Annotated in this window: 14 protein-coding genes and 1 pseudogene; 11 read left to right on the forward strand and 4 right to left on the reverse strand. The window is 37.3% G+C overall.

Going from position 1 to position 14,907, the window contains the following annotated elements; all coding sequences use genetic code 11:
- Positions 1-36: 36 nt before the first annotated feature.
- From lpxD to AC52CF_RS04410, 8 genes are all read left to right on the forward strand, one after another.
- Positions 37-1,056 carry a UDP-3-O-(3-hydroxymyristoyl)glucosamine N-acyltransferase gene (gene lpxD, locus AC52CF_RS04375; protein ID WP_185204981.1) on the forward strand — a complete coding sequence of 340 codons (1,020 nt, stop codon included), beginning with the start codon at positions 37-39 and terminating at the stop codon, positions 1,054-1,056.
- 4 nt (positions 1,057-1,060) lie between these two features.
- Positions 1,061-2,458 (forward strand): bifunctional UDP-3-O-[3-hydroxymyristoyl] N-acetylglucosamine deacetylase/3-hydroxyacyl-ACP dehydratase, encoded by a 1,398-nt coding sequence (locus AC52CF_RS04380; RefSeq protein ID WP_087709291.1) that lies wholly within the window; start codon positions 1,061-1,063, stop codon positions 2,456-2,458.
- Positions 2,459-3,253, forward strand: coding sequence for an acyl-ACP--UDP-N-acetylglucosamine O-acyltransferase (gene lpxA, locus AC52CF_RS04385; protein ID WP_076395592.1), 795 nt, complete (start codon positions 2,459-2,461; stop codon positions 3,251-3,253). It begins immediately after the preceding gene.
- A gap of 26 nt (positions 3,254-3,279) precedes the next feature.
- Positions 3,280-3,624 (forward strand): hypothetical protein, encoded by a 345-nt coding sequence (locus AC52CF_RS04390; RefSeq protein WP_250902180.1) that lies wholly within the window; start codon positions 3,280-3,282, stop codon positions 3,622-3,624.
- Positions 3,625-3,640: 16 nt separating this feature from the next.
- Positions 3,641-4,207: an elongation factor P gene (gene efp, locus AC52CF_RS04395; RefSeq protein ID WP_027379799.1), complete on the forward strand. Its 567-nt coding sequence runs from the start codon at positions 3,641-3,643 to the stop codon at positions 4,205-4,207.
- A gap of 184 nt (positions 4,208-4,391) precedes the next feature.
- Positions 4,392-5,294 (forward strand): UDP-3-O-(3-hydroxymyristoyl)glucosamine N-acyltransferase, encoded by a 903-nt coding sequence (locus AC52CF_RS04400; RefSeq protein ID WP_214590616.1) that lies wholly within the window; start codon positions 4,392-4,394, stop codon positions 5,292-5,294.
- Positions 5,295-5,385: 91 nt separating this feature from the next.
- A complete protein-coding gene (gene sucD, locus AC52CF_RS04405) occupies positions 5,386-6,258 on the forward strand; it encodes a succinate--CoA ligase subunit alpha (protein WP_047488432.1) in 873 nt (290 codons plus the stop codon).
- A gap of 15 nt (positions 6,259-6,273) precedes the next feature.
- Positions 6,274-6,936, forward strand: a complete 663-nt coding sequence (locus tag AC52CF_RS04410; protein ID WP_214590615.1) for a porin family protein — start codon at positions 6,274-6,276, stop codon at positions 6,934-6,936.
- An 82-nt stretch (positions 6,937-7,018) separates the two neighbouring features.
- On the opposite strand, the gene AC52CF_RS04415 is transcribed toward AC52CF_RS04410, so the two are convergent.
- The 3 genes from AC52CF_RS04415 to AC52CF_RS04425 form a co-directional block, all read right to left on the reverse strand.
- Positions 7,019-8,326, reverse strand: coding sequence for an ABC transporter permease (locus AC52CF_RS04415; RefSeq protein WP_214590614.1), 1,308 nt, complete (start codon positions 8,324-8,326; stop codon positions 7,019-7,021).
- A gap of 2 nt (positions 8,327-8,328) precedes the next feature.
- Positions 8,329-9,240, reverse strand: a complete 912-nt coding sequence (locus AC52CF_RS04420; RefSeq protein WP_214590613.1) for an ABC transporter ATP-binding protein — start codon at positions 9,238-9,240, stop codon at positions 8,329-8,331.
- Between the two features lie 92 nt (positions 9,241-9,332).
- Positions 9,333-9,683, reverse strand: a complete 351-nt coding sequence (locus AC52CF_RS04425; protein ID WP_214590612.1) for a T9SS type A sorting domain-containing protein — start codon at positions 9,681-9,683, stop codon at positions 9,333-9,335.
- A gap of 121 nt (positions 9,684-9,804) precedes the next feature.
- On the opposite strand from AC52CF_RS04425, the gene hemB reads away from it, so the two are divergent.
- Entirely contained in the window at positions 9,805-10,794 is a 990-nt protein-coding gene (hemB, locus tag AC52CF_RS04430) for a porphobilinogen synthase (protein WP_214590611.1), read from the forward strand.
- A gap of 181 nt (positions 10,795-10,975) precedes the next feature.
- On the opposite strand, the gene AC52CF_RS04435 is transcribed toward hemB, so the two are convergent.
- A complete protein-coding gene (locus AC52CF_RS04435) occupies positions 10,976-11,704 on the reverse strand; it encodes a hypothetical protein (protein WP_214590610.1) in 729 nt (242 codons plus the stop codon).
- Between the two features lie 177 nt (positions 11,705-11,881).
- On the opposite strand from AC52CF_RS04435, the pseudogene lptB reads away from it, so the two are divergent.
- Positions 11,882-12,607, forward strand: a pseudogene (gene lptB, locus AC52CF_RS04440) (LPS export ABC transporter ATP-binding protein); the annotation flags it as partial.
- A 500-nt stretch (positions 12,608-13,107) separates the two neighbouring features.
- Positions 13,108-14,841, forward strand: a complete 1,734-nt coding sequence (locus tag AC52CF_RS04445) for an ABC transporter ATP-binding protein (protein ID WP_496518204.1) — start codon at positions 13,108-13,110, stop codon at positions 14,839-14,841.
- Positions 14,842-14,907: the final 66 nt, after the last annotated feature.

Below are 14,907 nucleotides of genomic sequence, written 5' to 3' on the forward strand. Positions count from 1 at the left end.
GTTTGCGAATTACAGAATTTCTTATCTTTGCAGAATATGGAATTTACAGCTTCGCAAATTGCAAGTTTTATCGACGGAAAAATAATAGGTGACGAGAATGCACTTATTACTGGAGTTTCGCCTATAGAAAGCGGGGAAACAGGACATCTTTCTTTCATCGCGCAGGATAGATTTTCGCATTATTTAGAGACTTCAAAATGTTCCGTTATCATTGTTTCGGAAAAGCTTATCTCAAAAGATTCTTACCTTCCTACTGTTATTGCAGTAAAGGATGCTTATCTTTCTTTTCAGGTTCTCATGAATTTATATCAGGAAATGCAGGGAAGAAGAAAAGGAATCGAAAATGGTTCATCCATTCATGAAACTGCCGTAATCGGAGAAGATGTGTATATCGGAGCTTTTACCTACGTTTCAGAAAAGGCAAAAGTGGGAGAGGGAAGCCAGATTTATCCGCAGGTTTACATCGGAAAAGGGGTGAAGATCGGGAAAAACTGTAAAATTGACAGTGGAGCGAGAATTTACGATTACTGCATCATCGGAGACAATTGTGTTATTCATTCCAATACCGTAATCGGAGGAGACGGTTTCGGATTTCAGCCGACTCCGGACGGATTCAAAAAAATTCCGCAGTTAGGAAACGTTATCATTGAAGACGATGTGGAAATTGGTTCCAACTGCAGTATAGACAGAGCAACCATTGGTTCTACCGTAATCGGAAAAGGTACTAAAATTGATAACCTGATCCAGATCGCACACAACGTAAAAATCGGAAAAAACAATGTAATTGCCGCACAAGCCGGAATTGCAGGATCTACAACCATCGGAGACTGGAACCAGATTGGAGGTCAGGTAGGTGTTGTAGGACACATCAAAATAGGAAATCAGGTAAAAATACAGGCTCAGAGTGGCGTAAATTCCAGCGTAAACGACAGAGAAACCATTTATGGATCTCCGGCGATCAGCTACAACGACTATCTTAGAAGTTATGTACATTTCAGAAACTTACCTGAAGTGGTAAAAAGAATAAATAATCTCGAGAATAACTCAAAAGATTAAACTAATGAGTGATATGCAAAAAACACTTCAGCAGGAAGTGACACTTTCCGGAATCGGACTTCATACTGGTAAAGAAGTAAAATTAACCATGAAACCTGCAAAAGAAAATACAGGTTTCGTATTCGTAAGAACAGATTTGGAAGGGCATCCTCAGGTCGAAGCAGACGTTAATTACGTTGTAGCTACAGAAAGAGGAACAACATTAGAAAAACTGGGAGTAAAGATCACAACTTGTGAGCATCTTTTAGCGGCTTTGGTAGGCTGTGATATTGATAATGCCATTCTTGAAATGGATGCTTCCGAACCGCCGATCTTAGACGGTTCTTCAAAATTCTTTGTAGAAGCAATCGAAAGCGTAGGAGTAGTAGAGCAAAATATAGCAAGAGAATATCTTGTGGTAAAAGAAGTTCTTACCTACAGCGATCCGGCTACAGGATCTGAGATCACCATTATTCCTTCAGATACCTACGAAGTTACAACGATGGTAGATTTTGGGACCAAAGTTTTGGGAACTCAAAATGCTACGCTTAAAAATATTTCTGAGTTTAAAGAAGAAATTTCATCAGCAAGAACATTTAGCTTTTTACACGAACTGGAAATGCTTTTAGATCACGGTTTGATCAAAGGCGGAGATATTTCCAACGCGATTGTTTATGTAGATAAAGATCTTACACCGGAAACTACAGAAAAACTAAAGAAAGCCTTTGGTAAAGATAACGTATCGATAAGACCAAACGGAATTCTTGATAATTTGAACTTAAACTATCCCAACGAAGCCGCAAGACACAAATTACTCGATGTGATCGGTGATCTGGCTTTGGCAGGAGTGAAAATAAAAGGAAAAGTAATAGCCAACAAACCGGGACATTACGTAAACACACAGTTTGCAAAAAAACTGAACCGTCAGTGGAAATTGCAGAAAAAGAAAAATGTTCCTGATTTTGATTTAACAAAAGAACCTGTTTTCGATATCAACGGAATCATGAGACTGATGCCTCACAGACCACCGTTCTTATTGATTGATAAAATTCTTGAACTTTCAGATTCTCACGTTGTAGGTCTTAAAAATGTTACAATGAACGAACCATTCTTCGTTGGACATTTTCCGAAAGAACCCGTAATGCCGGGAGTTTTACAGGTAGAAGCTTTGGCACAGACCGGAGGAATTCTTGTTTTGGCAAGCGTTCCGGATCCTGAAAATTACTCTACGTACTTTATTAAAATAGATAAAGTAAAATTCAAGAGAAAAGTAATTCCGGGAGATACGCTTATTTTCAAGATTGAATTGATAGAGCCTATCAGAAGAGGAATTGTTCATATGCAGGGTTATGGTTACGTAGGAGATACAGTAGCGGTAGAAGCAGAACTTATGGCCCAAGTTGCAAAAAATAAAGTTGATTAAATGATTCATCAATTAGCAGCCGTAGATAAACGTGCGAAAATCAGCAAAAATGTAATCGTAGAACCTTTTACTACAATTGCAGGGGACGTGGAAATTGGCGAAGGAACATGGATTGGTCCCAATGTTACCATCATGGATGGTGCAAGAATCGGTAAAAATTGCAGAATTTTTCCGGGAACGGTAATTTCTGCGATTCCTCAGGATTTGAAATTTGATGGTGAAGATACGCAGGTAATTATCGGCGATGAAACAACGATCAGAGAATGTGTAACGGTAAACAGGGGAACAAAAGCCCTTGGTTTTACCAAAATTGGAAAAAACTGCCTTATTATGGCAACTTCCCACATTGCTCATGATTGTGTAATCGGAGATCATGTGATCATCGTAAACGGTTGTGGTATTGCAGGTCATGTGGAAATCGGGGATTATACTGTGATGGGTGGTCTGTCGGCTGTCCATCAGTTCGGGAAAATCGGAAAACATGTAATGATCTCGGGAGGAACTCTGGTAAGAAAAGATATTCCGCCTTATGTAAAAGTGGCAAGAGAACCGATGTCTTATGCAGGAATTAATTCCGTAGGTTTAAGAAGAAGAGGATTTACCAATGAGAAAATCTTTGAAATTCAGAAAATTTACAGAGCAATTTTCCAGATGAAAATGAATGTTTCCCAAGCGTTGCTTTACATCGAAAAAGAAATGCTTCCGACGGCTGAAAGAGATGAAATTCTTCAGTTTATCCAGAATTCTCCAAGAGGAATCGTAAAAGGATACGGAACAGGGAAGGAAAGAGAATAATAAAGAAAAATTTAGCATTGTTATCAATGAAAAGTAAAAGTCTGATTTTTGTTTTAATGCTTTTTACAGTATCATTTTTGTCCGGACAACAGACAGAAGGATTAAAAACGGAGAGAACAGCCAAGACTTCTATTCTGGAAAGAAGACTACCTTCAAAATCCAGTGACAGCATTGCTAAACATAATCTGAATGATATTCTGAAACAGAATAATTCCGGCGGAAACTCAATTTTTGGAACCGCAAATCCCTATCATTCCGAGATACAGACGAATGTAAACAGACTGAATAATAATGTGAACTCATTCAATAATAATGTTTTCAACAGACTGCCAACTCAGGGAGAAGGAATACAATTTAACAAAAGAAAATAAAAATATATAATAATTAATGGCAACAAGTAACGATATCAGAAAAGGACTTTGCATCGAATACAGCAACGATATTTATAAAGTTATCGAATTCCTTCACGTAAAACCGGGAAAAGGTCCTGCTTTCGTTAGAACAAAATTAAAATCTGTAACCAACGGTAAAGTAATCGACAATACTTTCTCTGCAGGTCACAAAATTGATGAGGTAAAAGTAATCACAAGAAAATACCAGTATCTTTACGATGATGAAAATGGTTTCCACTTCATGAATAACGATGACTTCTCTCAGTTATACCTTAACAAAGAAATGATCGAAAACTCCAACCTGATGAAAGCGGGTGAAGAAGTAACCATCATTTTGAAAGAAGCAGACGAAACTCCGCTTTCAGCAGAATTACCGCAGTCCGTTTATCTGGAAGTAGTGGAAGCTGATCCGGGAGTAAAAGGAAACACAGCAACCAACGCTCTTAAAAACGCAATCGTAGAAACAGGAGCAAGAGTAATGGTTCCTCTGTTCATTGAACCGGGAGACAAAATCAAAGTAAGCACAGAAGACGGTTCTTACTTAGAAAGAGTAAAAGAATAATTATTCACAAATAATATGAGGCTGGAAGTATAACAACTTTCAGCTTTCATTTTTTATGGCAGCTTTGTAGTTTACCCTGAGCTTGTCGAAGGGTCCGGTCGGGCTGCAATTAAAATTGGAAAAACAAAGCCGTGTCTGGATTTCAAGACACCGTTGAAAATTTAAAACATCATTTAAAAAAAATATGACGTTTCATCAGCCACAAAAACTGAAAACCATTGCCGAACTTATCGGGGCAAAATTTGTAGGTTCAGAAGACTTCGAAGTGTTGGGAACGAACGAAATTCACATGGTAAAAGCCGGTGAAATCGTTTTCGTTAACCATCCCAAATATTACGATAAAGCATTAAATTCCGCTGCGACGATTATTTTGATCGATAAAGAAGTAGAATGTCCGGAAGGAAAAGCACTGTTGGTTTCAGAAGATCCTTTCAGAGATTTCAATAAAATCAATACCCATTTTACAAGAATCTATAACTTCACGGAAGAACTTCATGATGCTGAAATAGGAGAGGGAACAAAAATTCATGCTTCTGCGGTCATTGGAAATAACGTGAAAATAGGAAAAAACACCCTGATTTTTCCTAATGTTGTCATCGGCGACAGAACAGTAATCGGAGATAATGTAGTGATCCAGTCTAATACCGTTTTAGGCGGTGACGCTTTTTATTACAGAAAACTGAACGGCAATTTCGACCGTCTCATTTCGGTAGGAAACGTAGTGATCGAAAACAATGTAGAGATCGGAAACGGTTGTACTATCGACAGAGGAGTTACAGATTCTACCATTATCGGAGAAGGTTCTGTTCTGGATAATCAGATTCAGATCGGGCACGATACCGTGATTGGAAAAAAATGTCTTATCGCTTCTCAGGTCGGTATTGCAGGATGCTGTGTTATCGGTGATGAGGTTACCTTATGGGGACAGGTGGGCATTGCCTCAGGAAATAAAATTGAAAGCGGTTCTGTATTATTAGGGAAAACCGGAGTAAACAGAGATCTCGAAAAAGGAACTTACATCGGGATGTTTGCGGAAGATTTTAAAACGTATCTTAAAAAAGAAGTCAAACTGAGAAATCTCAAATAAACAAATTAGTTAGATTTATCTTAAATCAAAGAAATTTAATTAAATTTGTGTGCATTTAAAAAAGTAATAAATAAATTAAATAAATAATAAAATGTCAATTTTAGTAAACAAAGATTCTAAAGTAATTGTACAAGGATTTACAGGGAACGAAGGTACTTTCCACGCAAGCCAGATGATCGAATACGGAACCAACGTAGTAGGAGGTGTTACTCCGGGAAAAGGAGGAAGCGAGCACTTAGGGAAGCCTGTATTCAATACGGTAGCAGATGCTGTAGAAAAAGCCGGAGCTAACGTAAGTATTATTTTCGTACCGCCTGCATTTGCTGCTGACGCTATTATGGAAGCTGCTGAAGCTGGGATCAAAGTTATTGTATGTATTACTGAAGGTATTCCTGTAGCGGATATGGTGAAAGTAAAATCTTACATTGCTGACAGAGACTGCAGATTGATCGGTCCGAACTGCCCGGGAATCATTACTTCTGAAGAAGCTAAAATTGGGATTATGCCAGGTTTCGTTTTCAAAAAAGGTAAAGTAGGTATCGTTTCTAAATCTGGTACTCTTACTTACGAAGCTGCAGATCAGGTAGTAAGAGCGGGTTACGGTATCTCTACAGCAATCGGTATCGGTGGAGACCCGATCATCGGAACAACTACAAGAGAAGCTTTGGAATTATTCATCAACGATCCTGAAACTGAAGCGGTTGTAATGATCGGAGAAATCGGTGGAGGTCTTGAAGCGGAAGCAGCAAGATGGTACAAAGCAAGTGGTTCTACAAAGCCGGTTGTAGGTTTCATCGCAGGACAGACTGCTCCTAAAGGAAGAACAATGGGGCACGCAGGTGCAATCGTAGGCGGAGCAGAAGATACAGCTCAGGCTAAGATGGAAATCATGAGAGAAAACGGAATTAACGTGGTAGACTCTCCTGCTGATATTGGTGCTACTGTTGCAAAAATTCTAGGATAACATAAACATAACGATATGAAAAAATTTTTATTAGCCTCTGCATTGGCACTTTCTACCATGTCTTTCGCACAGATCGATTTTAGTAGCACAAGATTTGGTGTCACTGTCGGAGGAAACTATTCCCGAGTGAAGAATGCTCACAATCCTTCCGGTCCTAGATATACCGTTCAGGCAGGAGTATTGGCTTTAATACCGATAGGTTCAGACAACCAGTTCTTCATACAGCCTGAAGTAGTTTACTTTGGAGCAGGAGAAACAGGAAAAGATAAGGATGCTAAAAACTATCCCGGTTATGATGCGGTATACGCAAATAACTATCTGAGTGTACCGATTTCATTTAAAGGGTATTTTTCTGAAGCTGAATCTGAATTTTTTGGATTAATAGGTCCTAGATTTAATTTTTTATTAAGTCAGAACGTTAAAAACGCACCTAAGATCTACTACACAAAAGATCAGATTGATCCGAATTATCCTAATGTAAATGGTAAAGCGAGTTCATTTAACTTTGGAATAGGACTAGGAGTAGGATATAGCTATAAAAGACAGCTGGAGCTTACGGCAAGATATGATTTCGGAGTTACGAATACATATCCGGGACTTAATCAGGAGCCGAAAGGAACTGATAAAGGTAAGTCTGAGCAGGTTCTTAGCTTAAGCTTAAGCTACATCTTCAAATAAAAATTGATTCTAATCAGAACATAAAAACTCCCGAAACTGAATGTTTCGGGAGTTTTTTATATAAAATAATTCTGCTTACAGCTTATCCTTTAATCCATTTCCAGATTTCCTTCAGAGTAGCTTTATTTCCGTACATTAAAATTCCTACACGGTAAATTTTACCTGCCAGAAATATCATAAAAAGAGTCGTTCCTAGAAGCAAGCCAATAGACAGCGCAATCTGCCACGCCGGAACTCCGTAAGGAATTCTCGCAATCATGGCAACAGGAGACGTAAACGGAATAATAGAAAGCCAGAATCCTAAAGGACCATCCGGATTATTCATTAACGTGAAACTCCCATACATTCCAAGCATTAAAGGCAGAACTGCAAATAATGTGAACTGCTGCGTTTCTGTCTCGTTATCTACAGCAGAACCGATTGCGGCATAAATGGAACTGTAAAAGATATATCCTAAAAGGAAAAATGTTATAAAAACGAAAATAATTAAAGGGAAATTCAGTTCCAGTAAACTATGCGAAATCTGAGTTCCCATCTGTAAAACATCAAATTTTTCAGCAACACCTTCATTCCCGGGAATATTTTTCGGAATGGCAGAAAATCCTGTATTCAGAACCAAAGCTCCGATAACCGACATCGTGATCCAAACGATAAATTGAGTAAGTGCAACCATTGTTACCCCCAGAATTTTACCCATCATCAGTTCAAAAGGCTTCACCGAAGAAATAATAATTTCCACAACACGGTTATTTTTCTCTTCCAGTACGCTTCTCATCACCCTAACTCCGTAGATAATGATAAACATGAATGTCACGTACATTAAAAGCATACTCAGAACGCTTTTTACGCCGAAAGCAAGATCAGAATCTTCTTTGTTATTTTCCGAGACGTTAATCGTTTTTAAATTGAAACTTTTGTCAAGATTATCAAGCTGTACTTCAGCGATACCCAGTTTTTTTATTTTCTCTTTTTTGATGACTTCATTAATGTCCGAAACAATTTTCTGCTTCGTATCGAACCCGATTTTATTGTTGATAACAAGCCTTGTATTCTTTTCCAGATCATCAAAATTCTGATCTTTCAGTTCAGGCAGAACCAAAATCCCGTCTAAAGATTCATTATTCTTCAGATTGTTGATCTTTGACTTTTCATCTGCCGCAGAAACAAAAACATAGTTCAGTTTATCATTCGATTTCAGTTGATTTTTAAACAAACCGTTTTTATCAACTACTTCAATAATGCTGTAAGATTCGTTAGCCTTAAACATCAAACCGATAACAGCACCAAAACCAAGTAAAAGGATCGGAGCTAAAAGCGTTAATATGATGAAAGATTTTTTCTTAACCTGCGTAAGAAATTCTCTTTTTGTAATTAAAAAAATATTATTCATAATTAAGAATTATTGCTTACCGCATTAATAAACACCTCGTTCATACTCGGAATTTTTTCGTCGAATGACCTTACTTTTCCCACATGTATAAGATCCAGAAGAATATGATTCTGGTCGGCTTCATTTTTCAGATCAAAGGAAAGCAAATTGTTTTCATTGCTGATATTGAAAATTTCATATTTATTTCTGAAAGCCTCCAGTTGAGAATCATTGACATCAGAAACCGTAATTCCGAAAATATTTTTCTTGAATTTCTCGCGTACATCAAAAACTCTTCCGTCGATAATTTTTTTTGAGTTATTAATCAAAGCCACATAATCGCACATTTCCTCCACACTTTCCATTCGGTGAGTAGAAAGGATAATTGTGGTGCCGTTGTTTTTAAGATCAATGATCTGGTCTTTAATTAAATTGGCATTTACAGGATCAAAACCGGAAAAAGGTTCATCAAGAATCAATAAATGCGGACGGTGAAGAACGGTAACCACAAACTGGATTTTCTGTGCCATCCCTTTTGACAGCTCAGACAGCTTTTTCTTCCACCATTGGTCGATGTGAAGTTTGTCAAACCACTTTTTTGCTTCCTGCAAAGCATCATTCTTTTTCATGCCTTTCAGTTCTCCGAAATAGAGAAGCTGATCTCCAACCGTCATGTTTTTATAAAGCCCGCGTTCTTCAGGCATATAACCGATATCTTTAATATGATCCGGATTAAGCTTTTGTCCGTTGATCTGTATTTCTCCGGAATCTGCCTGTGTAATTTGATTGATGATCCGGATAAAAGAAGTTTTTCCGGCTCCGTTCGGACCTAAAAGACCATACACACTTCCTTTCGGAACATGGATGCTGAAATCATCCAAAGCTACCTTTTTTCCTGCGTTATAGGTCTTTCTAATATGTTCAGCTTTTAGCATTAATTTGTTTTTATAATTAGTATAAAAATGTTCCGAAAGTTACGGAATAATTAAGCTAAAAGAAAAAATCCTGATGATTATCAGGATTTAAATTATTGTTTCATAATCTGTGTGACTTTCATCGTGTTGTCACTCAGAATATATCGGATTAAATATTTACCGGGCTTTAGTTTTTCAATATTAATCTCACCGGAATTCATGTTTACCGAGTAGCTTGCGATCTGTGTACCCAAAATCGAATAGAAAATCACACTTCTTATTTTCAGGTTCGGATCTTTCGCTTTTACGATAAGGAAATCCTTAGCCGGATTAGGATAAGCAACAAGCACTCCGTCATCAGACTTCTGAGAGAAGGAAGCCGGCTCCTTTATCTGCGCTTTCATATTGCCGGAAAATCCAACAAATGCGCCTAAAAAGATAAACAAAAGTAAAAGTTTTCTCATCAAATTATAATTTCTAAGGGATATTTTAACAAAAATAAATAATTCTGCAATTCTACGCAATAGTTTTTTTATATAAGTTGTAGTAAATTTGCATTAAATTTCATTCAAAAAGTATTCCAAAATGATACATTCAAGAAATAGAAGGCTGAGAGTAAACGAATCTGTAAGAAGTCTGGTAAGAGAATGTTCTCTTACAACCAATGATTTTGTAATGCCGATCTTCGTAATGGAGGGCGAGAATAAAGAAGAACCGATCCCGTCGATGCCGGGAATTTTCAGAAGAAGTATTGATCTGACGGTGAAGGAATGTAAGGAATTATTTTCTTTAGGCATAAAAGCGGTTAATCTTTATATGAAGGTTTCAGAAGACCTGAAAGACAATACCGGAAAAGAAGCATGGAATAAAAACGGACTGATGCAGAACACGATCAGAGCTATAAAAGATGCACTTCCCGAAATGGTAGTGATGCCCGATGTTGCTTTAGATCCGTATTCTATTTACGGTCACGACGGAATTATCGAAAACGGAAAAATTGTAAATGATGCTACAAACGATGCTTTGGCAAGAATGTCTGTGTCACATGCAGAAGCCGGAGCAGACATTGTGGCACCAAGTGACATGATGGATGGCAGAGTTCAGATCATTCGCGAAGCTTTGGAAGACAGCGGATTTACCGATGTGGGAATTTTAAGCTATGCTGCAAAATATGCAAGTTCGTTCTACGGACCTTTCAGAAGTGCATTAGACAGCGCACCAAAAGATAATATGGAAATTCCGAAGGATAAAAAAACATATCAGATGGATTTTCATAATTCCAGAGAAGCGTTAAACGAAGTTTTTAAAGATATTGAAGAAGGAGCTGACATTATTATGATTAAACCGGGACTTCCGTATCTGGATATTGTTTCTAAAGTTCGTGAAGCGATTGATCTTCCGATTGCGGTTTACAACGTGAGCGGAGAATATGCTATGGTAAAAGCGGCTGCGCAAAACGGATGGCTGGATAATGACAAAACTATTATTGAAAGCTTAACCTGCTTCAAAAGAGCCGGAGCTGATATGATTTTCACCTATTTCGCGAAAGAAGCTGCAATGATTTTGAACAGATAATTTTTTCACATTTTACTTTAAATGAAAAACATTTAGGATCGAAATGTTTTTATCAATAGAAACGGGCTTTAGCCCGTTTTTTATTGATGAACTCCAATTAGGCTTTAGCCAAAACTTATTTTGAAACCAAAGAAAATGAATGATGATTATAAACTTTGGCTAAAACCCCTTCCTAAAAGCATCAGGAAATATTGAAATCTTTCCCTTTCGTAAATTTTGCAGCAAAAGGAGCTTGGTTTCCTGTATATTTCAGAACGAAATTCTTTTTTGTATCTGTATCAACATTGGCTTTCACTTCAACATTCTGCGTCTGGAAACTCACATCAAGATTCACTCCTGCGTCTTTTTCAAGATTAATTTCCACACTTTCTGCATAAAATAAAGAAGTACTCAGATAATTAAATTTGATGTTCTTCCTGTATGATCTGGATTCGTTTTGTGTAAATTCAGAATATTTTCTAAGGATTTCTATTCCGGGAGAATCAATGTTGGTGATTCTGGATTTTGTAACGCCGTTTACTTTTACAGAAAAATCTTTGGCACTTTTAATGTCGCCTTTAATTCCGATATTGAAAAGAGAGGGAAGAGCAAGCCCGAATTCAATCATGCTGTCTTTCGTAAATTCAAAATCAGGAATCAGAGCCGGAAATTTCTGAACATTCATCAGTTGATTTTTAACCGTACTTAACTGGTCGCTGCCAAATAAATAACCTATGAGATTATTATTTGTGGTTCTCCAGTTTCTTCCGTTCCATTCGTAGATTTCGCAAAGCAAAGTATCCGTTGAAGAATGCGGAAGCAGATCCATATCCTGCCATTTGAAAACTTCTTTGGCATAAGGTCTTCGGTTGATGATGTTTACACCAAGATCTAAAGCTAAAAGCTCAGTAAGCTGTTGGTTATTTTCCATAGTAATAATAAGTGTTGATGAAAGCTTAAAATTATGGAAATAAAATAAAGTTTTTTAAAAATTTTGAGTTAAATATTATTCGAAGAATCTTTAAACGATGTATTAAAATTTCACAAAACTTTCAAGTCCATTTTTTAATCTAAAATTTGAATTCAAAAAAACTTTATCTTTGCCCTTATGATTTTACGCGGAGAAAACTTAATCAAAGAATACGGTCCTAAAAAAGTAGTAAAAGGCGTTTCTGTACAGGTTCAGCAGGGAGAAATTGTGGGTTTGCTTGGTCCGAACGGAGCAGGAAAAACCACTTCGTTTTATATGATTGTCGGTTTGGTTAAGCCTACTTCCGGAAAAATTTTCCTAGACAAACAGGAAATTACCACCGATGCCATGTACCGCAGAGCTCAGAAAGGTATTGGCTATCTTGCTCAGGAAGCATCTGTTTTCCGTAAACTTTCGGTAGAAGACAATATCATGGGCGTTTTGCAGTTAACCAAGCTTTCAAAGCGCGAACAGCAGATGAAATGCGATGAGCTGATTGAAGAATTTTCCTTACAGCACGTCCGTAAAAACCGTGGAGACCTTTTGTCAGGAGGGGAAAGACGTAGAACAGAGATCGCAAGATGTCTTGCCACCGATCCGAGTTTTATTCTTCTGGATGAACCTTTCGCCGGAGTAGACCCGATTGCGGTAGAAGATATCCAAAAAATCGTAAGAAGTCTTACGGATAAAAACATCGGAATCCTGATTACCGACCACAACGTTCAGCAGACTTTGGCAATTACCAACAAAACATACATTATGTTTGAAGGAAGAATTCTGAAAGAAGGACTTCCGGAAGAACTGGCAAACGATCCGCAGGTAAGAGAAGCTTATTTAGGAGAAAACTTCGTGTACCAAAGCATTTTCGATAAACCGCAAAAGAAAAGTTACGGATATAATATCTGGGCTGGAAATTTCGATTCTAAAACCCAGTTTCAGAATTTTGTGGACGAAAATTTTGCTCAGTTTGATGATCTCAGATTGCTGTATGGCTTTGAAGATATCAGTTTTGCCTCATTGGGAAATTCGGAAATTCAGCATATTTTTAATGAGGTGGTAGATAAAAATGCCAATAATTCTTTTGTGTTTCAGAAGAAAGAGATTAATTCAATGTATTCTTTAGAACAAGCAGAAACAGACTCAAAAGCCGCGAGTAAACCTGAGTTGCATTACCTTACGACTTACGTATTCGAAAATTAAAATAAAGCAATTATTTGCTGAAAAATAGAATAAAACGTACCTTTTTCTCTGTAAAACGGTACGTTTTTTATTAAAATCATTCTATGGCAAAACCTTTCAACAGAACCGTCACCTTATTCGGAATCTATAAACAGCTTGTTCCTTTCATCAGACCGTATCGTTTGATGATCTACGGAACGCTCTTTCTAACCTTTTTGGGAGCTTTGGCGGCGCAGGTCAATCCTTTGGTTTTAAAATATACGGTAGATGAGGTAACCAAACTTACGCATCTTCCGCATCCGATGTCGGAAGGAATTCATATTCTTGTTGTCATCTCAGTCATTTTGTTAGGAAAAGAACTGCTGAACATCTTTATCAATTTCGGACAGAAATTCTATGGCGAAAAGATCAGGATTAATGTAAGTTCTATTCTCGCACAATCTGCCATCGATAAAATTTTAACGTACAGAGTTGCCTATTTTAATGATGAAAATCACGAATCCGGAAAACTACAGATCAGAATAGACAGAGGAATTGAAAGTTTAACACGACTGGTGCAGAACTTTTTTATAGATATGCTGCCTTTGTTTTCCAATGCAATTATCGCTTTAATCATCATGTATCTGCAAAATGTGTACGTCGGAATTGTTTCCACCATCATTGTTCCCATCTATTTTTATGTAAGCTCATTACAGGCGAAAAAATTAAGCGGAGTGAGAAGAACTCTGAGAAACCAGCGTGAACAGAAAACTTCGGGACTTTTAAATTTAATCAATTCCATCATGGTGATTAAAAGTTTTGTCCGCGAAAAATTCGAAGGAAAAAAACAGTACGACTTGCAGATGCAGTTGATGGAAAGTCAGATGTTTACGAGAAAAACAAACTTTATTTATGATGGTTTAAAAATGTTTATCGAACAGTTTGGAGTGGTTTTAATAATCCTTCTGACAGTTTATCTCGTTCTCGATCAGCAGATGACCATCGGAGCGATTATGCTTCACATCATGCTTTTCAATAATGTTTCGGCTCCCATTCGACAACTGCACAGAATTTATGATGACATGAATGATGCGATGATTTATGCAGAAGGGTATTTTGATATTTTAAATGCAGACGACGAAAAAGAACCGAACGGAAATTTTGTAGAAAAAGATATTAAAGGAAATTTTGAATTAAAAAACATCAATTTCACGTATCCAAACGGGACACAGGCTTTACACGATGTTTCCATGAAAATTGAAAACGGAAAAACCACTGCTTTGGTCGGATTAAGTGGCGCAGGAAAATCAACGATTATCAATCTACTGTGTAAATTTTACCTTCCCGATTCCGGAGAAATTCTTTTGGATGGGGTAGATCTCAATCATTTCGACAATACTTTTCTGAGAAATGATCTGGGATTGGTACTTCAGAAGAACCACATTTTCCAAGGAAGCATCGAAGATAATATCCGCTACGGAAATATGAATGCGACGACGTTCGAAGAAATTGAAGAAGCTGCGAAAAAAGCCTATCTCCACGAACAGATTTTAGATTTACCGGAAAAATATAATCATGATGCCACGCAACTTTCCGGAGGACAGCAGCAGAGAATTGCCATCGCCAGATTATTCTTAAAAAATCCTCCGATTATTTTTCTTGATGAACCAACGGCGAGCCTCGATGCCATCGCCACAGAGCAGATCAAAAACTCTCTGGATGCAATAAAAGAAGGCAGAACCGTGATTATCATTTCCCATTCTTTATCGCAGATTTTGGATTCGGATAAAATTTACGTCATGAAAAAAGGCAGAGTAGTGGAAAGCGGAACTCACGATGAACTGGTACAGATCAACGGAACCTACAGAGAAATTTTTGATGCCTCTGCAAGAAGTTTAAATCTGGATAAATTGGTTAATACTTATAATGATAAAAGATAAAAGATAACTTTGCTAAAACACTAAAACACTAAAACACTAAAACACTAAAACACTAAAACACTAAAA

The organism is Chryseobacterium sp. 2P (assembly GCF_059579425.1).